At 70.7% G+C, this 20027-nt stretch carries 15 protein-coding genes; 6 read left to right on the plus strand and 9 right to left on the minus strand.

The annotated features are described in order from the left end of the window. Positions 1-14 precede the first annotated feature (14 nt). The 5 genes from ACLIME_RS08095 to ACLIME_RS08115 all read right to left on the minus strand — a co-directional run bounded on the left by ACLIME_RS08095 (position 15) and on the right by ACLIME_RS08115 (position 6594). Positions 15-1448 carry a DUF5719 family protein gene (locus ACLIME_RS08095; RefSeq protein WP_411558606.1) on the minus strand — a complete coding sequence of 478 codons (1434 nt, stop codon included), beginning with the start codon at positions 1446-1448 and terminating at the stop codon, positions 15-17. Then, positions 1438-4806 (minus strand): glycosyltransferase, encoded by a 3369-nt coding sequence (locus tag ACLIME_RS08100; protein WP_411558607.1) that lies wholly within the window; start codon positions 4804-4806, stop codon positions 1438-1440. The genes ACLIME_RS08095 and ACLIME_RS08100 overlap by 11 nt, the downstream gene beginning before the upstream one ends. Positions 4807-4917: 111 nt before the next feature. After that, entirely contained in the window at positions 4918-5247 is a 330-nt protein-coding gene (locus ACLIME_RS08105) for a WhiB family transcriptional regulator (RefSeq protein WP_079002812.1), read from the minus strand. Between the two features lie 186 nt (positions 5248-5433). Then, the gene (galE, locus tag ACLIME_RS08110; protein ID WP_159879353.1) at positions 5434-6396 is read right to left on the minus strand and encodes a UDP-glucose 4-epimerase GalE; all 963 of its coding nucleotides are present in this window, start codon (positions 6394-6396) and stop codon (positions 5434-5436) included. 54 nt (positions 6397-6450) lie between these two features. Further along, a complete protein-coding gene (locus tag ACLIME_RS08115) occupies positions 6451-6594 on the minus strand; it encodes a hypothetical protein (protein WP_411558608.1) in 144 nt (47 codons plus the stop codon). 93 nt (positions 6595-6687) lie between these two features. Here ACLIME_RS08115 and ACLIME_RS08120 point away from each other — a divergent pair, with 93 nt between their 5' ends. Next, positions 6688-7668: a GlxA family transcriptional regulator gene (locus ACLIME_RS08120; RefSeq protein WP_411558609.1), complete on the plus strand. Its 981-nt coding sequence runs from the start codon at positions 6688-6690 to the stop codon at positions 7666-7668. 31 nt (positions 7669-7699) lie between these two features. Here the strand turns inward: ACLIME_RS08120 and manA are convergent, their stop codons facing one another. Next, entirely contained in the window at positions 7700-8899 is a 1200-nt protein-coding gene (gene manA, locus ACLIME_RS08125) for a mannose-6-phosphate isomerase, class I (protein WP_159879359.1), read from the minus strand. A gap of 196 nt (positions 8900-9095) precedes the next feature. Between manA and ACLIME_RS08130 the strand changes: the two genes are divergently transcribed. The 3 genes from ACLIME_RS08130 to ACLIME_RS08140 are packed head-to-tail and all read left to right on the plus strand — an operon-like array spanning position 9096 to position 13043. Beyond that, positions 9096-10274: an acyl-CoA dehydrogenase family protein gene (locus ACLIME_RS08130; protein WP_124769654.1), complete on the plus strand. Its 1179-nt coding sequence runs from the start codon at positions 9096-9098 to the stop codon at positions 10272-10274. A 56-nt stretch (positions 10275-10330) separates the two neighbouring features. Beyond that, the gene (locus tag ACLIME_RS08135) at positions 10331-11758 is read left to right on the plus strand and encodes an O-antigen ligase family protein (protein ID WP_411558610.1); all 1428 of its coding nucleotides are present in this window, start codon (positions 10331-10333) and stop codon (positions 11756-11758) included. Between the two features lie 7 nt (positions 11759-11765). Then, on the plus strand, positions 11766-13043 hold the full coding sequence (locus ACLIME_RS08140; protein ID WP_411558611.1) for an O-antigen ligase family protein: 1278 nt from the start codon (positions 11766-11768) through the stop codon (positions 13041-13043). A 22-nt stretch (positions 13044-13065) separates the two neighbouring features. On the opposite strand, the gene ACLIME_RS08145 is transcribed toward ACLIME_RS08140, so the two are convergent. Next, positions 13066-14463 (minus strand): sugar transferase, encoded by a 1398-nt coding sequence (locus tag ACLIME_RS08145; RefSeq protein WP_411558612.1) that lies wholly within the window; start codon positions 14461-14463, stop codon positions 13066-13068. A gap of 233 nt (positions 14464-14696) precedes the next feature. Here ACLIME_RS08145 and ACLIME_RS08150 point away from each other — a divergent pair, with 233 nt between their 5' ends. After that, positions 14697-15617, plus strand: coding sequence for a polysaccharide pyruvyl transferase family protein (locus ACLIME_RS08150; protein ID WP_411558613.1), 921 nt, complete (start codon positions 14697-14699; stop codon positions 15615-15617). Positions 15618-16837: 1220 nt separating this feature from the next. Here ACLIME_RS08150 and ACLIME_RS08155 read toward each other — a convergent pair. Together ACLIME_RS08155 and ACLIME_RS08160 are read right to left on the minus strand one after the other, a co-directional pair. Then, positions 16838-17950, minus strand: a complete 1113-nt coding sequence (locus ACLIME_RS08155; protein WP_411558614.1) for a glycosyltransferase family 4 protein — start codon at positions 17948-17950, stop codon at positions 16838-16840. Then, complete coding sequence (locus tag ACLIME_RS08160) at positions 17950-19014, minus strand: glycosyltransferase family 4 protein (protein ID WP_411558615.1); 1065 nt, start codon at positions 19012-19014, stop codon at positions 17950-17952. The genes ACLIME_RS08155 and ACLIME_RS08160 overlap by 1 nt, the downstream gene beginning before the upstream one ends. A 120-nt stretch (positions 19015-19134) precedes the next feature. Between ACLIME_RS08160 and ACLIME_RS08165 the strand changes: the two genes are divergently transcribed. Next, positions 19135-19980, plus strand: coding sequence for a glycosyltransferase (locus ACLIME_RS08165; protein ID WP_159879375.1), 846 nt, complete (start codon positions 19135-19137; stop codon positions 19978-19980). Positions 19981-20027: the final 47 nt, after the last annotated feature.

The raw sequence follows: 20027 nt of genomic DNA on the forward strand, positions 1-20027 counted from the left end.
CGAGGCCGCCGCGGTCAGCGCGGGTAGACGCTGATCGGCGCCGCCAGCGGGTTCGGCGGCGTGACCGGCAGCGACGTGAGCCGCCCCGCCGCAGCGAGACTGATCGAGGCGTGGAGGCCGTCGGCCCCGGCGAGGACGTAGCTCTGACCGGCGCCGACGCCGATGGTCACGGCCGCTCCAGCGCCGACCTTCGCCGTGGTCTCCTTGCCGTCAGCCCCCGTCAACGTGAGTTCGGCGTCGGAGCCAGACGGGTTGAAGACGTGGAGCTTCTGCCCCGGCCCGGTGGGGACCGTGAGGGCCGCGGTGTCGTCGAGTGCGGGCGTCGCTCCGAACCAGGCGAAGTCCTCGAGCGTTCCGCCGCGCGAGTTCGTCCTGGCCGCCGCGACCACCGGTCGGGTCGAGGTGATCTCCAGCGAGAACTCACCGGCCGGGAGTTCGGCCAGGGCGATCTCACCGGGAACGCCCGGCTGGATGGTCGCGTCGATGACGATCGGCTCGTCCTTCGCATTCTCCCGGGTGGCGGTGATGACGACGTCGGCTGGCTCGGATCCCGGCGCGAACAGTCTGAGGGCCGTGGCCCGGTCGTCGACGGACGCGGTGTCGGAGCTCGCCCCTGCGGCCGCGGGGGCCGTGACGACGACGCCGGGGATCACGAGGTCGGTCGAAGGCGACGCGGTCGGCCCCTGGACCTCGACGCCACCGGGGGTCAGGACGCGGACCGTGCTCTGCTGGAGCGCCGCCACCACCTGGCCGCCCTCGCTCGTCACGTGCACGACCGGGGTCGGCTCATTGGGTGCGAGGCCGGTGAGGGCGATCACCCGCTGCGTGCCGGTGGCGACGACGATCCCGGCGGCACCCGGAGCGTCGATCCGCCCGGCGGCACCGAAGACCTCGAGGGTCACGTTCGCGTCGACGGCCGACGGGTTGCTCAGGAGGATCAGCGTGGTACGACCGATGTCGCTCGAACCACCGACGAGCCAGCTCTCGGCCGATGCCGGCGTGCAAGCGGCGGCCGCCAGACCGGCGACCTCGGCTTCCGCGGCGATCTGCGACTGCGCACCGCTCAGCGGCGTCACCGTGCCGTCGGTCGCGCCGGGGACGGTGATCACCGTGGGTCCACCGTCCGCCGCACCGCTCGTGTTGTCGGGTGCGGCCAACTCACTCGTCGTGGGCGTCACCCCGTTCGCTCCGAAGTCCACGGTCGCCGGGCCGAAGGAGCCGGCCGCCGTGGCGGCCGTCGCATCCTGAGCCAGGGCGAGCAGCGGCCCCGGGCACACGACCGACTGGTCACCGGCCACCGGGGTGACTCGGATGTCCTGAGGGGCGATCTCGACCGTCGGGAGGGGCAGCTGCCCGGCCGCCGCGATCGTGACCGCGGCGATCCCGATCCCGACGAGGCCGGTGACGATCCGACCGGAGGTGATGGCGACTCCGCGCTTACTGGGCATGCGGCTGCTCCGTTCCCGGGGTGTCCCGGCGGGTGGTGTCGGGATCCGGCGTCGTCTCGGTCGAGTCGCTCGGATCCGGATCGGACACGACGGCATCGCCTGTGGCGACCGCCGGTTCGTCGGGGACCTGGTCGGCTGTGGTGTTCGTGTCGGCGTCGGCGTCCGCGTCTGGAGTCGACCCGGTCACGTCGAGGTCCGTGTCGACGGTGTCGTCCGTGACCGGCACGGTTCCATCGCGAGCGACGGTGTCGTCGGCCGACCCGGTGACGACGGTCGATGCACGGTCGTCGACGGACTCGGCGTCATCGGCTGGTTCGGCGGTCACCGCCGCGGGTGCGGGCACCTCGGCGGAGGCCTGACCCCGACGCCACCAGCGCGGCTTGGGCGGGCGGGTCGACGCGTCGGCGGTGTCGGCCGACTCGGATCCCTCCGCCTCGTCGTCGAGATCGGCGGTCGGTTCCTCGTCGTCATAGGTGCCGGTCGCGTCGTCGTCGATCACCGCGACCGTCGCCCCGGAGGCGGCCGCCTTACGAGCGGCACGGCCCTTCAGCTTCGCCGGCTTCCTGGATCCCGCGCGGTACCCGTCGCGGGACGCACCGTTGGGGATGCTCAGGAGCAGGGTGATGAGGAACACGACGCCCAGGCCGACACCGATGAGGGTGCCGAGCACGTTGGACGTGGGGAGCTCGGGACCGGTGCCGACGTCCGCGACGGTGCGCCAGAGCGTCCCGCTCGTCGTGTCACCGACGGCGACCAGCGCCGCGTTCGCGTCGAGCGCGCTCGCCGCACGGCCGGCGGTCTGACCCGCCGCCGTCTGCTCTTCGCCGTCGGCGACCGGCGACAGCAGCACGAAGGCGATGCCGTGCTCGACGAGGGTCTCCGTCGGGTCCAGTCCGCTCTGCGACGCGAGGTTGCCGGCGAGCTCGGCGACGACGCGGTCGTCTGAGGACACGCCGGGGGCCGTCTGGGCGATGGTGGACTGGCCGTCGAGCGTCTCCCCCTGTCCACGGATGACGACTGCGGTGATGGTCCCGTCGTCGCCGGGCGTGATGACGAGGGTGCCGAGCCGCGGATCGGTCTGTGTAGCGGCCGTCACGTAGGCGGGCAGCTGCCGCCCGGAACTCTCACGGACCACCGAGGTGCCGAGGGGCTGCGCGAGCGCGAGCGGGAGGGCGATCACCGCGGCGGCGAGGACCATGACGAGCGCCGGGGCTGCCTGGAACCGCGGGATGCGATCGAGGCCGAGGGTCGCAGCACCCACGATCCCGAGCCAGTACAGGCTGATCGCCGCGCCGGCCCAGACGGGGACGGCCGTTCCGGCGGCGGAGGCGAGGAGGAGATGCGTGGCGAACACCGCCGACACGAGTCCGAGGAACGCCGCGATCAGCAACGGGACGGCCCGTCTGGAGCCCGGAAGGAACAGGGCCAGCAGAGCGACGATCGCGAGTGGCGCGAGCAGCGCGGGTACCACGATGGCGGGAGTCGCACCCGGCAGCCCGAGCGCTGCGCCGAGCTGGCTCCATCCACCCAGGCTGCCGCCGGGGAAGCCGAGGGACAGTTGCCAGCCGGACGCCGCGGTCCCGGGCGTCGCGACGCCCGGGTCGGCGAGGAGTCCGAGCCAGTTGTCGCGATGGAGCCCCTGCTGCCAGATGAGCGGGGCGAACAGCGCGATGGCGGGGATCGGGACGAGTCCGACCCTGGCGACACCTCGACCGGCGAAGACCATCGCGACGACCCAGATGACGAGCAACGCCGGGGCGAGGGACGGCGAGCTCGCTGTGATCGCTGCGAACAGGAAGGCGCTCGTGCCGGCTGCGGCCCACGACCGGGACGCGACCACACCCGCGTAGAAGAGCCAGGGCAGCAGGACATGGACGATGACGGCCGCGGGACGGCCATCGGCGAGCGCGGTCAGGAGCGTCGGGGCGAGCGCCCAGAGCAGCGCCGCCACCGCACGAGGACCGCTGCGCTCCGTGAGCCGGGTGGCGGCGAACCAGGCGCCGAGCGCCGAGAGCGGTAGCGCGAGCAGGAAGAGCAGGACCAGGGAGAACGAAGGCTGCCAGAAGGTGATGGTCCCGAGCACCGCGAGGACCGCACTGAACGGGTCGGCGGCACCGACGAAGCCGAGACCGACGTCGCGCCACCCGAAGCCGATGTGCTGCCAGAGTTCGCCGACGGTCGCCGAGAGCGGGAGGAGTCCCCCACCGGTGAGGTACGTGGCTCCGAGGAGCGGAGCGAGGATCGCCGCTCCGATGACCGCCGTCGCGAGGACGACCCAGGCGCCTCCGCCGGAGAAGAAGCGGAGGTCGCGTTCCTCGCCGATGAAGCCGATCTGCGTCGCCTCCCGCGCGAGCGCGCGTTTGCGGCGGACCTCGTCGAGTCGCATCCGCAGGCCGGCGATGCTCGACCAGCCCAAGGTCCGGTTCTTCGCGAGCTGGCGCCGGGCACTCCCGACCTTCGTTCCGGAGAACGCGACGGCGAACGCCGCCGAGAGCTCGCCCAGCACGAGCTCGGGTTGCTTCTTCACGAAGTGGCCGATGACCCGCAGGATGGCGAGGGGCACGAGGCTGAGCCAGTGCACGGGGACCATGATCCCGGGCGCATAGACGAGACGCCGGTGGAGCTGTGCGGCGCGGGCCTGGCGATGGCGACGACGACGCGCGCCGAGCCGGTTCGACCAGGAGGGCCCGGCGATGCCTTCGCCGGCTGAGGCGACCCGCGCCGTCGGCACGACCGCGACCAGGTAGCCCGCGAGGCGGGTCCTGATGCAGAAGTCGAGGGCGTCGTCCGCCACGAGGGCCTGGTCGAAGCCGCCCAACTGGTCCCACAGCTGATGGCGCACGAGCATGCCGGCCGGACCGACCGCCATCACGTCGTTCATCGTGTCGTGCTGGGCCTGGTCGAGCTCGTCCTCGACCACCGGGACCGCCGCCCCGAGGGTGGTGATCGTCTCGCCGTAGCGACGAAGGAACGACGCGTCGTCCCAGTCGAGGATCTTCGGGCCGGCCACACCGACGGACGGCGAGACCTCGAGGGCGCCCAACAGGGCGGCGAGCGCCGTCGGCTCGGGAGCCGTGTCCTCGGAGAGCAACCAGAGCATCTGCTCGGCGTCCTCAGGCTGATCGGTGACGCGGACGCCCGCGGCCACGGCTTGCGCGAAGCTGAGGTCCTCGGTCGAGGTCACGAGCTTCATGCCGGGGACGCGACCGAGTTCCTCGATCGTCGCCTCACTCGCGCGGGTGGCGACGGCGATGATCCCGTCCGCCGGACGGGTCTGGGCACGGAGGGCGTCGAGCGTGCGTGCGAGCGGCTCTGAGCCGTCGCGCACCACGAGAATCGCCGTTACTCGGGGAGACATCGGATTCAGACTAAGCGGGTCCGGCCGGAAGAGCGGGAACCGAGCGGGCGCGCCCCGAATCGGGGGTGTTCCGGTGAGTCGTGAGCGGTTCGGTCAGCGTCCGGCGACGGGTCAGACGGCGCGTTTGCGGAGTTTGCGACGCTCGCGTTCGGACAGGCCGCCCCAGATGCCGAAGCGCTCGTCGTTCGCGAGTGCGTACTCGAGGCACTGCGACTTGACGTCGCAGCTGGTGCAGATCCGCTTGGCGTCGCGCGTGGAGCCACCCTTCTCGGGGAAGAACGCCTCAGGGTCGGTCTGCGCGCACAGCGCGTCGGTCTGCCAGGAGAGCTGGGTGTCGTCCTCGCCCTCGGCAGCGGGCTGACGGACGCCGGGGACACCGAGATTGACCGGATCGACGAACCAGTCGTCGGGTACTCCGGCACGATACTCAGGAATCGCCATACCGTCTCCCCACCTAGTCGTACCCTGCGCCACGCGGCGCGATACATAATTACACCCTTGTAGTTATGGTCGAGTCAAGTCGCGCATCGTAAAGCCTCAATCACGAGGTGAGGGTTCGCGACGCGCCGGGTGTGACCCGAACTGGGTGTCGGGGGCCGCCTCGGCGGATCGAGCGGTCGCGCGACGTCAGTCGGCGGCGCGCCTGGCCCGCCATGCGCTCTCCACCATCTGGCGCAGATCGTGTCGCATCCGCCAGTCGAGATCGCGAGCTGCGAGCGCACCGGACGCGACGATCCGCGCAGGATCGCCCGCCCTCCGCGGCATGATCTCGGGGGTGAAGTCGATCCCGGTCACCTCCGCCATCGCGGTCATAATCTCGCCGACGCTCGACCCGTCCCCACTCCCGAGGTTGTAGGCGGCCTCGAGGGACTCACCCGCATCGAGCCGCTTGGCTGCGGCGACGTGCGCGGCCGCGAGATCCGCGACGTGCAGGTAGTCGCGGACGCAGGTGCCGTCCGGCGTCGGGTAGTCGTCACCGTTGATGCGGGGGGTGCGTCCGGCGAGAAGCGCGTCGAAGACGAGTGGGAAGAGGTTGTGTGGGCTCGTGTCGTAGACCTCGTCCGTCCCGGAACCGACGACGTTGAAGTACCGCAGCGAGGTGTGACGCAACCCGGTGGCGACACCCTGGTCGCGGAGCAGCCACTCGCCGATGAGCTTGGACTCGCCGTAGGGCGACTCGGGCGCTTTCGGGGTGTCCTCGGTGACCAGGTCGACGTCCGTCGTCCCGTACACCGCGGCGCTCGACGAGAAGACGATGCGCTCCACCCGGTGCTCCTCCATCGCGGCGAGCAGCATCGCGGTGGCCGTGACGTTCTGGGCGTAGGTGTGGAGCGGGCGCTGCACGGAGACACCCGCGTACTTGTACCCGGCGACATGGACGACACCGCTCAGCTCGAACTCGGAGAAGGTGCGCTCGAGGACCGAGCCGTCGAGCAGGGTTCCGCGGACGAACGGCACCCCGGCCGGGACGAAGCGCTCGTGCCCGCTCGACAGGTCGTCGAGGACGACGACGTCGATCCCCTCCGCTTGGAAGGCCCGAACCACATGGGCTCCGATGTATCCGGCTCCGCCCGTCACCAGCCACGCCACGATGCTTCCTCCAGGGAGTCCTCCACCTGCCGTGCTGCAGACGGAGTGACCAGACTACTGGAGGCGCGTGCCCCGCGCGGCGGGGCGGACGGGGACGCGGCGATAGCCGTCCTTCAGGACGGCACGGATGGTCGCGGCGGAGGCGACGACCGCGACGAGGACGATGAGGAAGCCGACGACGAGTGCGATGATGGACATGTCTGAAACTCTAGGAATGGCGAAAAACTGCCACCAGTGGCAGAATGGACGCAAAGCAGCACATTCCTGCCAAATCGATCATCCGGAGGTCCCATGCTGTCGAAGGTCGCCCTGCTCGCCATTCCGGGGCTCCAGCCGTTCGAGTTCAGCGTCGTCTGCGAGGTCTTCGGCATCGACCGGTCGGACCAGGGCGGTCCCGCCTTCGACCTCCGCATCGTCACGAAGGACCCGGGCCCGGTCCGGATGAACCTGAGCGACGACGGTGCGCGGGGCTTCGACATGATCGTCGACGACGACCTGTCCTTCGCGGCCGAGGCGGACCTCGTGGTGATCACCGGTCGTGGCGGATCGCGTGGCGGAGCGGTCGACGAGGCCTACCTCGGCGTCCTCCGAGCGGCGGAGGCGCGGGGTGCCTGGGTCCTCAGCGTGTGCAGCGGGTCGTTCGTCCTCGGTCAGGCAGGGCTGCTCGACGGTCGCCGCAGCACGACCCACTGGATGTACACCAGCGAGCAGCAGACGATGTTCCCGGGCACCACCGTCGACCCCGACGTGCTGTTCGTCGAGGACCGCAAGGTCATCACGGGCGCGGGGACCGCTGCCGGCATCGACGCGTGTCTGCACCTGGTACGACAGGAGTACGGCGCGGCGAGCGCCAACGTCATCGCCCGCCGGATGGTCGTCCCGCCACAGCGCGACGGTGGTCAGGCGCAGTACGTCCTCTCCCCCGTCGCGGCGCAGCAGTGCGAGTCGCTCGCCCCGGTCGTCGACTGGATGCTCGACCACCTCGCCGAGGACCTGCCCATCGGGCGTCTCGCGCGGCAGGCGCACATGTCCGAGCGGACCTTCGCACGCCGCTTCCGCTCAGAGCTCGGCAGCACGCCGGCCGCCTGGCTGAACCGACAACGCCTGTTCCGAGCGCAGGAGATGCTCGAACGCACCGACCACGGTGTCGAGCGGATCGCTGCGGACACCGGGTTCGGCACCGCGGCGGTCCTCCGTCACCACTTCGACCGCGTCCTCGGCACCACGCCCGCCGCCTACCGACGGAGTTTCGGGGTGCGGGAGAGCGCCTGAGCCACCTGGACCGGACCATTCGGCCGGGCGGTCAGCCCTGGGTCGTCGCGAGGAAGAGGGTCCCGGTCCCGGAGAAGCGCAGCTCCGCCTCGTCGGGCGTGATGAAGGCGTAGCCACCTCGATCGAGCTCCACCGACGAGGTGGCTCCGGTGATCCGCGCCGAACCGTCGGTCACGATCGCGATGCCGGGTCCGGGGAGGTGGAACGATGGATCCTGCTCAGACGGCTCTGCGGGCAGATCCACCCGCAGCAGCTCGAAGTCCGGCACGTCCGGCACGAAGAGGCTGCGTCCACCGCCCAGGTCCGTCGGGGTCAGCCACGGCACCGGCCTCGGCTCGAACTCCAGGACCTCGAGCAGCTCGGTCACGTCGACGTGCTTCGGCGTGAGCCCCCCGCGCAGGACGTTGTCGCTCGCGGCCATGAGCTCGACGCCGATCCCCCGGAGGTAGGCGTGGATGTTGCCGGCGGGGAGGTAGAGCGCTTCCCCCGCTCGCAACGTGACGAGGTTGAGCAGGAGGGCGACCGCGATGCCCGGATCGCCCGGATACTCCTCCGCGAGCCGCCCGACCAGGGCCCGCTCGGCGTCGAATGCACCCGAACCCGGAGCCGCGGCGGACGCGACGAGGGCGTCCAGTAGCCCGCCGGGGAGCTGTTCGAGCAGGATCCGCACGGTGTCGCGGAGCCCGTCGGGGGCGGCCAGCATCCCGCGGAGCATGGTGATGCGCGCTGCCGCAGCCGGATCGGGTGCCGAGGCCACCAGGTCGACGAGCAGCGCATCGGTCGCGGCGAGCTCGCGGAACCCGCAGAGCGCCTCGAAGCCGTCCCGGAGCGCGACGATGAGTTCCGGCTTGTGGAGCGCGTCCTTGTAGTTGCGGTGCGGAGCGTCGAGCGGCACCCCGCGTTCGTTCTCGGCGGCGAAGCCCGCGGCGGCCCGGTCCAGGTCGGGGTGGGCCTGCAGCGAGAGCGGATGGGCCGCTGCGAGGACCTTGAGGAGGAACGGCAGCGAGCCGCGCCCGCCGAGCGCGGCGGGATCGGCGGCGAGCCAACGTTCGAGGTCGGCATGTCCCCCCACCGTCGATGGATCCGCGATCGGCGTCGGGGCCCCGGGGTGTGCGCCGAGCCAGAGTTCCGCCTCCGGACGTCCCGAGGGCTCGGACCCGAGCACCTCCGCGATCGCCGTCGACGACCCCCACGCGTAGTCACGAGGAGTGGCACGGAGCGGCACGAACATGGTGGAGCCCTTTCGACGGACGAGGGTGACGCGCCAGCCGGACCCTGGGGCCGCTTGGCGTCGTCCTACAAGCCGTGCGACGCGGTCGCCCGGCACCGTGCACCAAACTACCAAGCCGTTGTCCGCGCCGAGCACACCTGCCTAGGCTGGCCGGGACGCCGATCCGGCGCCAGCGGACGCAATGGAGCAACGGACCATGATCTTCGAACCCCTCGCCAGCGACTTCTACGGCTTCGAGAGCCTCCTGACGGCTCCCGAGCAGGAGGCCATCGCCCGCCTCCGAGCCTGGGCCGAGACCGAGGCGAAGCCGATCGTGAACGAGTACTGGGAGCGGGCGGAGTTCCCGAAGCACCTCATCACGCCGCTCCTCGAGCTCGACGTCGCCCGGTGGGCCTGGCCGGAGACGACGCCGTTCGAGAACAGCGCCGTGTTCCGCGGCCTCGCCTCGATGGAGCTCTCCCGGATCGACGCGTCGATCTCCACCTTCGTCGGGGTGCAGGACGGCCTCACCATGGGCTCGATCAGCGAGTGCGGGTCCCAGGAGCAGCAGGACGAGTGGCTTCCGAAGCTCGCCTCCGGCGAGGTCCTCGGCGCCTTCGGTCTCACCGAGCCGCAGTCGGGGTCGGACAGCGCACAGGGGCTCCGCACCACGGCCACGAGGGACGGCGACGACTGGATCCTGTCCGGCTCGAAACGGTGGATCGGCAACGCGACCTTCAGCGACATCACGATCATCTGGGCGAAGGACACGGCCGACGGTCAGGTGAAGGGCTTCATCGTGCCGACCGACTCCCCCGGCTACTCCGCGACCAAGATCGAGGGCAAGATCAGCCTGCGCATGGTGCAGAACGCCGACATCACCCTCGAAAATGTCCGGGTCCCCGAGCGCCTCCGGCTGCAGCACGCGAACTCCTTCCGCGACACGGCGAAGGTCCTGCGGCTCACCCGCGCCGGCGTCGCCTGGTCGAGTGTCGGCGTCGCTGTCGGCGCGTACGAGGCGGCGGTCGCCTACGCCAAGGAGCGCGTGCAGTTCGGCAAGCCGATCGCGGGCCACCAGCTGATCCAGGACCTCCTCTCGAAGTGCCTCGGGAACATCACGGCATCGATGGCGATGTGCGTCCGGGTCTCGCAGATGCTCGACGAGGGCACCCAGCGCGACGAGCACTCCGCGCTCGCCAAGGCGTTCTGCACCGCGCGGATGCGCGAGACGGTCGCCTGGGCACGGGAGATCATGGGTGGGAACGGCATCGTGCTGGACTACCACGCCGCCCGGTTCTTCGCGGATGCCGAAGCCCTCTACAGCTATGAGGGCACGCGGGAGATGAACGCGCTCATCGTCGGGCGGGCCATCACCGGCACCGCGGCGTTCGTCTGACCACCGGGCCGGACCAGGGCCTCGGTGCCGGCCGCAGCCGCTACCCTGGGGGCACGATGCTGTCCACCGAACCCGCCCCGCCCCGCCCGCCGGCAGCGCTGACGACACGCGCGCTCGTCGTCAGACATGTCGCCGTGTTCGCGACGTTCGCGGTCCTCGCCGGGACGTTCTGGACGAACCTCTTCACCATCTGGGGGTACACGGCGGTGGCCCTGGTCTCAGGCGGCGCCGCGCTCGCGTGCCTGATGGTCGTCCGCCCGAAGTGGCGGCGCACCCGGGTGCCGTGGTCGCTCGTCGGCTACGGGGCGCTGTCGATCGTCTCGCTCGCCTGGTCCGCCTACCCCAGCGGCACAGCCGCGACCCTGCTCGGTGCGGCGCTCTGCACCATCCTCGGAGTGACCCTCGCCGGCTGCTTCACCTGGCCCGAGGTCATCCGGGTCCTCGGACGTGCCGTGACGTGGGTGCTGTCACTCTCCCTCCTCTTCGAGTTCGTCGTCGCGGCGATCATCCGGCACCCGGTGCTCCCCAACTTCTACGCCGGTGACGCGGCGGACCCGCCGTTGCTCGACTACTGGTCGCGGGACCTCCTGTTCTCCGGAGGACGCATCCAGGGCATCTCGGGGAACGCCAACCTCCTCGCCGTGGTGGCGCTGCTCGGGATCATCGTCTTCGGGCTTCGGCTGGCGGCGCGGCGCGACGAGCCCGGCGCAGCCAGGCTGGCCGGCCCCGAACGTCGCTGGACCCTGCTCATCCGCCTCGGTCTCTCCGTCGTGATGTTCCTCCTGAGCTTCTCGACCACCATCCTGCTCGCCGCCGTGGTGACGGCGGTGGTGCTCGCCGCCGCACTGGCGATCCGTCGGGCACCTCGCCCGGAGGCGAGGACACCGGTGTACCTCGGCTTCCTCGGCATCGGGGTCGTCGGCGCGGTGGGAGCGGTCGTCTTCCGGACGCAGCTCCTCGGCCTCCTCGGGAAGAGCCCGGACCTCACCGGTCGACTCGACATCTGGGCGACCGTGTGGCGCCTCATCGAACAGCGACCGGTCTTCGGTTGGGGCTTCTCGAGCCCGTGGGCACCGTGGGAGCCGCTCTTCACCGACCTCGTCATCCGACGCGGCGTCCGACAGCTCCAGGCGCACAACGCCTGGCTCGACGTCTGGTTCCAACTCGGCGTCGTCGGCCTCGTGCTCTTCGCCGCGGTCGTCCTGTCCATGTTGACGCGCACCTGGTTCCTGGCCGTCGACCGTCCACGCGTCGACCTCGACGCACGGCGGCCGTACACGGCCCTCTCGCTCGCCCCCGTCCTCATCGCGGTCTCCCTCGTCGTGCAGTCGGTCGCGGAGAGTCGGTTGCTCATCGAATCCGGCTGGGTCCTCCTGGTGCTCCTCGTCGTGAAGACGAAGCAGGAACCCGCCTGGCCGATCCCCGCCGTCGCGACCTCGGCCGACCTCGCACCCACGCACCGGCGCGACGTCGTCGGCGGATGAGCCCGGCGTGAGACCGGCGGACTTCGACGCGTTCTCCGTCGCCGCACGCGTCCTCTCGTCAGCGCCGCTGGCCGCCGCGTTCGCCACCATCGCCGTCGCCACCGCCTTCGGCGAGCACCTCGTCACGAGCCTGATCGGTGTCGCCGGTTTCAGCGCGATGCTCGTCGGCCTCACGACGATCGGCACGGGCATCCTCCTCGCACGCCTCCCCATCATCGAGTGGCGTGGCCTCCTGCCGATCTCGGTCCTGCTGTTCCTCGCCTGGAGCGCGGTGTCGGTGGTGTGGAGCGCCACGCCCCTCGCGACCCTACCCGCCATCGGCGGGCAGCTCGCGTGGGCCTTCATCGCCATCGTGATCGCGCTGACCCGCGACACCATCCAGATCGTCCGGGCGACGGGCACCGCCTTCCGCGCACTCCTCGGCACGTCCCTGGCGCTCGAGGTCGTGAGCGGCGTCCTCATCGACACCCCGCTGCCGTTCCTCGGGATCAGCGGGAACCTCGCCTTCGGCGGCCCCTTGGAAGGGGTCTTCGGAACCCGGAGCGCCCTCGGCATCGCAGCCCTGCTCGGTCTCGTCACCTTCGTCGTCGAGTGGCGGACCCGTTCCGTGCGGCACGGGGTGACGATCGGGTCCATCGCCCTCGCCATCGGGCTCATCCTCGGCACGCGCTCGCCGAGCGTCGCACTCCTCGCCGCGGCCCTCGGCATCGCGACCGCCGTGCTCTACGTCTTCAGGCAACTCCGACCGGAACTCCGCCGCACCTGGCAGTTCGTCCTCCTCACCGTCCTCGCGCTCGTCGGCCTGGTCGGGTACCTCCTCCGATCCGAGGTGTTCCGCGTCCTCGGTCTCGGGCTCGAGATCGAGCAACGCTACGCGCTCTGGCAGGAGACCCTGAGACGACTGGCCCCGAGCGAACTCAACGGCTGGGGGTGGACGGGCGGCTGGGTCTCCGATGCGGTCCCGTACCGGTTCATCGACGCGAGCCTCGGCCGCACGAACGACTCGGCGTTGAACGCCTACCTGGACGTGTACCTGCAGCTCGGACTGATCGGGCTCGCCCTGTTCCTCCTCCTCGGCGGTCTGGCGCTCGTGCGGACCTGGCTCATCGCGACCAATCGGCGCAGCGTCGTGCACGTCTGGGCCGCGCTCATCGTCGTGACCCTGCTCGCATCGGGCGCTGCCGAGAGCAGCCTGCTGCTGAGCGGCGGCTGGCTGCTCCTCGTCGTCTGCGCGGTCATCGGTGCCGGCGGGCTGAGCTGGCGGCACAAGCTCCCGGAACGCTGAACCCGGCCCGAGCGGCGCCGGATCACCGTGCATCGGTTCCCGGGACGACGACCGCCCGCACCGTCTGCGCGAGGATCTTCAGGTCGATCGCGGCCGACCGATTCTCCACGTAGTACAGGTCGAGATCGACGGAGTCGTCCCAGGAGAGGTTGGACCGCCCGCTCACCTGCCACAGTCCGCTCATACCCGGCTTGACCAGGAGGCGTCGCTGGGCAAGCAGGTCGTAGCGTTCGACCTCCCACCCACGGTGAGGCCGCGGGCCGACGAGGCTCATCGAACCGCCCAGGACGTTCAACAGCTGCGGGAGCTCGTCGAGCGAGTACTTCCGGAGGATCCGTCCGATCGGCGTCACGAGCGGGTTGTCCGGAACCTTCGAGAGCAGTTCGTCCGCATGCTGCTGCCTGGCGAGGGCTGCTCCGGTGTCGGCGTCTGCGGCCATCGAGCGGAACTTCAGGATCTGGAAGGGGCGGCCGCGCAGGCCGACGCGCTCCTGCCGATACAGCACGGTCCCCCGACTCGTCGTCTTCACCGCGAGCGCGACCGCGAGTATGACCGGGGCCAGCAGCAGGAGCAGCGTCGCGGAACCGACGACGTCGAACGCCCGCTTCGCCGCCGCCTCGAGCCGGGACAACTCCAGGTGGTCGACGTGGATGAGTGGGATACCGGCCACCGCCTGCAGGTACAGGCGGGTCGAGGCCACACCCGTGAGCGTCGGCGCGATGATGAACTTCACCCCGCGCTCGCTGAGGTCCCAACCGAGGCGGCGGAGCTCGGCGGGGGTGAGTTCGACGGGGCCGACGAGCATCACCGTGTCCGCTTCGACCTCCTCGGCGGCGTCGACGATCGAGGGTCGCCCGGTGAGGACGGGGGCACCCACGATGCGGTCATCGTCGACGATGCCCGGGGTCGCGACGCCTACCACCCGATGCCCTGCCCAGTCGCCCCGGCGCATGCGCTCGGCGACATGCACCGCCTGGTCGCGGTCCCCCACGAGCAGCGTGCGGTAGACGAGTGCGCTTCCGCGTCGCCGCGCACGGAGGTGTCGACGGGCGCCCCAGCGGACCGCCAGGAGGAGGGCGACCCCGAGCGGCATGGCGGTGAGCAGGAACCCGCGTCCGATCTCGAGCTTGAGGAGGTAGGACGCCATCGCCACCGTGCCGAAGACCGTCGTCGTCACGACCACGACCCGCCGATACGGCGTCCAGCCGTCCGCCAGGACCCGCGGGTGGCGCGATCGGGCCGCGGCCAGGGGCGACCACCACGCGACGGCGAGCGCGAGGGTGACCGCCGGGTAGCCGAGGTCGAGGCGTCCGAACGGCCCGACGACCTCCACGGTCCCGCGCCAGTACGCGTCCCACCACAGGAGCTGGGTCACGGTGAGCGCCAGGGTGACGGCCAGGAGGTCGAGGACGAGAACCATGCGCGAGCACCGTCGCTCCCAGCAGCGGCGGGCTTCGACGAAGGGCATGACGGTGGCCTCCCTGGGGATGTTCTGGTGTGCATCGGATCGAGCCTCGGCGCGCACGGGTCGCGGCGGGCGAGGTCGATCGCCGGAACGCGAGACGACCCGGCGACAATCGAGCATAATGTATTCGACCAACTGAAGTATCCGATTGCAGCACAGCGCTCGGTGTCGATCCGGACGGAGCACCCATGCCCTACCTCGAGACCATGCGACAGCGCACCGAAGCCTCCTTCGTCGAGCTACATCGCGGTGTCACCGAACTCCACTACACACAGTTCCCCGATCACCGGAACTCGGGCGACTCGGCCATCGCCCTCGGACAGGCCCGGTTCTGGCGCGCACACGGCATCGACGTCCACACGACCTCGAGCGCCGGCAGCATGCCGGAGCGGGTCCGGGACTCGCCGATCCCGGTGCTCATCCAGGGCGGCGGCAATCTCGGAGGCCTCTACCCGGTGCTGAGCGAAGCTCGCTACGCACTCGCTGAGCGCCTCCCTGCCGACACCTTGCTCATCCAGGCACCGCAGTCGGTCGTGTTCCCCGCGGATGCAGACCGCCGGGCGTTCTCCCGACGGTTCGCCGCCCGGCCCAACCTGCGGGTCGCCGTCCGCGACCAGACCTCCTACGACCTCCTCCGCGACGAGGTCGACGACCTCAGCCTCTCGCCGGACGCGGTGCACCTCCTCGGCCCGATCAGCGCCCCCGAACCGACCCAGCGGCGCATCGTCATCGCCCGGACGGACGGCGAGAGCGCGGGTGGGCTCGTGGGCTCCGAGAGCGCCGACTGGCCGGCCGACCCGTTGGACCTCCGGGCGCACGAGTGGCTCGGCTGGCGGGCGGCGAAGCACCCGGTGTTGAAACCCCTCATGGAGCGCGACCATGCCGCGTGGATGCGGCGAGCCGAACGTCGATTCGATGCCGCCGTCCGGCTGATCGCCCGCGGCGAGGTGGTCGTCACCGATCGCCTCCACGCCATGCTCATCGGGCTGCAGATGGGCCGCCGGGTCGTCGCGCTCGACAACAACAACCGCAAGCTGTCGAACTACGCGGAGACCTGGTTCGGTGACCTCCAGCCGAGGTTGCGCTTCGAGCACACGATCCGTCCGTGACCTCCGGGCAGCCTTCCGCGCACCTGACGCGGCGGGACGCGGCCAGGGCCCGCGCGGAGGCCGGCGCCCACCGTGCCGTGCGGCGCCGGCAGCTGACGCAACGGACGCCCGATACCGGCGGGCGGGAACGTGACCGCCCGCTCATCGGCGGTTCGCTCCTCATGATCGCCTCGCTCCTCGCGCTCGCCTGGGTGGCAGCCGAGCAACCAGGACTGCCCGGGCACTTCGCGAACGACGAGGGCACGATCATCAGCGTGAACCGGGGGACGTTCACCGAGGCCGACTCGTCGTTCCGGCTCATCGCCGCGGTCTACCGCGGGATGGGTCTGGCCGAGCTGCCGACGCTCGCCGCCCTCGTCGGTGTCGCGAGCTACCTGCTCGTCCTGACGGTGGCGATCTCACGCACCCGGACGACGGCGGCCGAGTGGGTTGACTGGGCCATCATCATCAGCTGCGTCGCGCTCGCCGCCGTCTACCATGGCGCGTACACGAAGGATCTGCTGACCGTGGGCACGGTACTCGCCCTCATCGCCCACCGCGGACGAGGCCTGTCGGCCGAGCTGGTACCGGTGGCCGCGATGCTGCTGTACGCCCAAGGCTTCCGCACGTACTGGTTCCTCGTGGCCGGCTTCTATCTGGCGCTCCGTCTCGCGCTGCGGGCGCGGCGCGGCTGGACGGCCACCGTGGCGGTCGTCCTCGTACTCTACGCCGGGCTCTCCGTCGTCTTCCCGCTGATCGTCGGTGTCGACCTCGACCACTACCGCCTGACGGTGAACGAGCACCGCACCGCGGAATCGGTCAACACCCTGATCGTGCAGTTCTTCCCCGGTGCCGGCCCCGTGTCCGGGTTCGTCAACAGTGTCCTCACCTTCGCCTCGTTCATCATCCCGATCCCGCTGATGCTCCGCGGCGGGGCGATCTACCTCGTCGTGGCGCTCGTCCTGCTCGTCATCTGGGGATCACTCATCGCCGCGATCCGGTCGGCGAGGCTCCGAGCGCCCCGCGGCTCGTCGGTCCTCACGGCGTTCCAGAACCGGTTGTTCGCGGCGATCCTCGCCTTCCTGATCGTGCAGTCGATCTTCGAGCCGGACTACGGCTCGTTCCTCCGGCATCTCACACCGATGCTGATCGTCACCGTGTGCCTCCTCCTGAGCCTGCGGCCCGGAGCGACGGGAGCCTCAGCCCGGGTGGGGGCCGCCGTCCGCCGCATCCCGAAGGGGTCAGCGACCCGTGGACACGACGGATGCTGCCGCGACGCGCACGTCGGCTGCGACTCGCGCCCAGGAGAACGGACCCGCTGCAGCGAGCACCCCCGCCGCGGAGAGCGCCTGGTAACGACCGGCGTCGGCGAGGATCTCCTCCAGCGCGTCGGCGAGCGCGGTCGACGTCACCGTCGTGGCCACGATGCCCGATCCTGACGCGATCGCCTGCTCGGCGAGGCCGCCGACCGGCGTCACGACGGAGGGTACCCCGAGCGCCATCGCGTAGGCGAGCACACCGGACTGGCTGGCCTCGGTGTACGGCAGGAGGGCGATGTCGAACCCGCCGACCACCTGCGCGATCTCCTCCTGGCCGACCCAGCGGTTCTCGAGCTCGTCGTCCTCGTGTCGGAGGAGGTCGAGGGCGTCGTCGGTCCCGGACCCGACGACCCGCAACCGGACCCGGATCCCGCGGCGGCGCAGTTCGGTGATCGCTTCCACCCCCAGACCGAGCCCCTTGTACGCCGAAAGCCGACCGAAGCATCCGACGACCGGAACACCCTCCCGGTACGTCGACCGGACCACGGCACGGTCCGCGTCGACACGGTACGCGGCATGGACGGTCTCGTGGACGCGGTCTGCGCGGAACTCGCCACGGGACGTGAGTGCGGCAGCGACCGGCGCGGAGAACGCGATCGCTCCGTCCGCCGCCCTGCGCTCGGCACGACGCAGGAGATGCTCGAGCCGCGAGAAGTCCCCGGGGTGCATGGCCGCGTCATGGACGCAGAGCAGACTCCGACGACCGCCGAAGCGGAACACGGGCGCGACCACCCCCTGCCAGAGCTGCTCCATGGCGATGACGACGACGTCGATGCGATGCCGCCGGAGGAAGCGGTCGAGCCGGAGCGCCGCCCACAGGAGACGCGGGAGACCGAGCGCCGCGCCGCGCTTGTCGCGATACGTGCGGATCGGGAAGGCCGGCACGTCGAGTGTCACGAACCGATCGGCCACCTCGGCGTCGAGGGAATAGGACACGACGACATCGCAGCCGTCCTCCTGCAGCGCCTGAGCCAGTTCCTGGGCGAAGAGCGGGCCCGCACCGGTGCGGCCCCACTGCACGACAGCGACCCGCATCAGGCCACCTGCGGTATCCGGTACGCCTCGGCGAGGGCCGCGCGTTGGCGGGCCGGGGTGTGATCCTTGAGGCGTTCCGACCAGCGGGAGACGTTCCGCTCAGCCCAGCCGGCGAACGCCTGTGGTCCGGCCAGCCGACTGGCGACCATCGCCTCGAGCCCGCCCTTGAGGGTGAGGGCGTCCGGGACCACTCCGAACGCGGCGATCGGCCGGACGAGCGTCGGCACGCCGGCCTGCACGGCTTCCAGAACGGCGAGGGGAAAGCCCTCCCACGCAGCGGTGTGGAGGTAGACGTCACTCTGGACGAGGCGCGAGCCCACCTCGGCGTGCGGGATCCATCCGGTGACGTCGACGCCAGCCCTCTCCAGCCGGGTGACGTCCTCGACGCGGCCGCCGCCCATCCACACGGGAGCCACCTCGACCCCGCTCGCCCGGATCGACGCGATGGCTTCGGCGAACCGCATCGGATCCTTCTGGGGAGCGATGCGTCCGAGACTCGCGACCCGCAGCGGCCGGTTCTGACCCGGGTCGTCTCGGCGGTCATCGGGCAGCGGAACCGCGACCACGTTCGGCACGTGGACGACGCGCGGCCGGAGGGGCCCGCGACGTTCCGCGGCTTCGGCCTCGCCCTCGGAACAGGCAGCGATGGTCTCGACGTTGAACGAGAGCAGCCACTCGACGGCCCGGAACGTACGGCGGCTCCAGACGGAGAGGTCGGCGCGCTCGAACGCGTAACAGTGCGGGGTGTAGACGATGCGGGTCCGCGGCGAGCTGCGCAGGGCGACCCGCGCGTACGCACCGGCGAAGCTCGAGTGGGCGTGCACGATGTCGGCCCCGGTACGACGGCGCACCCGCCGGATCGCCCGCACGGCAGCGAGCGGCCGCCGCCCGAGCGCGGTCACGGAGGCGAAGCAGTCGGACAGCGTCTCGTCGAGCGGGGCGCCGTCCGGGATCTGCGCGAGCAGGTGATGTTCGACGCCCGGCGGTGAATTCCGCACGTAGGCCTCGATCGCCACGGGGATCCCACCCGCGTAGCAGTCGGTGACATGGAGCACGGTCGTCATGTCTGCCGCTCGTCGAACGGGATGAGCGGGTGGACGACGACGATCAGGCTCATATTTCATATGTTGTATGTTAGCCGACGGCAAAGTTGGTCACCTCGCCCATGCCAGATCCGGAGGCCCGTGTACTCGATCGTCATTCCCTGCCGAAACGGCTCGGAGACCCTCGCCACGCAACTCGAAGCCCTGCTCGCTCAAGGCTCGTCCGTCGACATCGAGATCATCGTCGCCGACAACGGCTCTGTCGACGGCACCGCAGCACTCGTCCGCCGATTCAGTGAGAAGGACGGGCGCGTTCGCCTCGTCGACGCGAGCGGCAGGCCGGGTATCAACCACGCCCGCAACACCGGCATCCGGGCATCACGGGGTTCAGCGGTGCTCCTCTGCGATGCCGACGACGTCGTCCAGGCCGGCTGGATCGAGGCTCACCGGCGCGCGCTGGAAGCCGGTGCGGATTGCGTCGGCGGCGCGCTCGAGCGGACCCTCCCGGACGGCACACCTGCGGGAAGACAGGAGGCCGTCAGCACCGTGCACGGCTTCCATCCATGGCCGCCGGGAGCGAACTGTGGGTTTCAACGACGGGTGTTCGACCGGCTCGGTGGATTCGACGAGACCCTGCTCGGCGGCGGCGACGAGACGGACTTCTTCTGGCGGGCGGCGGCGGCTGGTCACCCGACCACCGCGGTCCCTGAGGCCGTGGTCGAGTACCGACTTCGCGGTGACCTTCGAGCCGTGGCTCGGCAGTTCTTCGGCTACGGCCGGGGAACGGTGCGGTTGTTCCGACGACACCGTGGGCTGGGCATGCCGAGGTCCTTCGGCTGGGAGCTCCCCATCGTCCTCGTCGTCGGAGCGCTCCAGGTCATCAGCCCCAGCCGCGACGGCACGCGCCGTCGACGTGGTGTCGAGCGGCTCTCGTCGAGGGCAGGGCGCGCATTCGAGAGCCTGCAATCGAGGACGTGGTACCTGTGATCACGACGATCGTGGCATCCGACGACGACGAGGGTCCCGCCGACGCC

Source organism: Plantibacter sp. MPB07 (genome assembly GCF_046619465.1).
In the GTDB taxonomy this organism is placed as follows: Bacteria; Actinomycetota; Actinomycetes; order Actinomycetales; family Microbacteriaceae; genus Plantibacter; species Plantibacter auratus.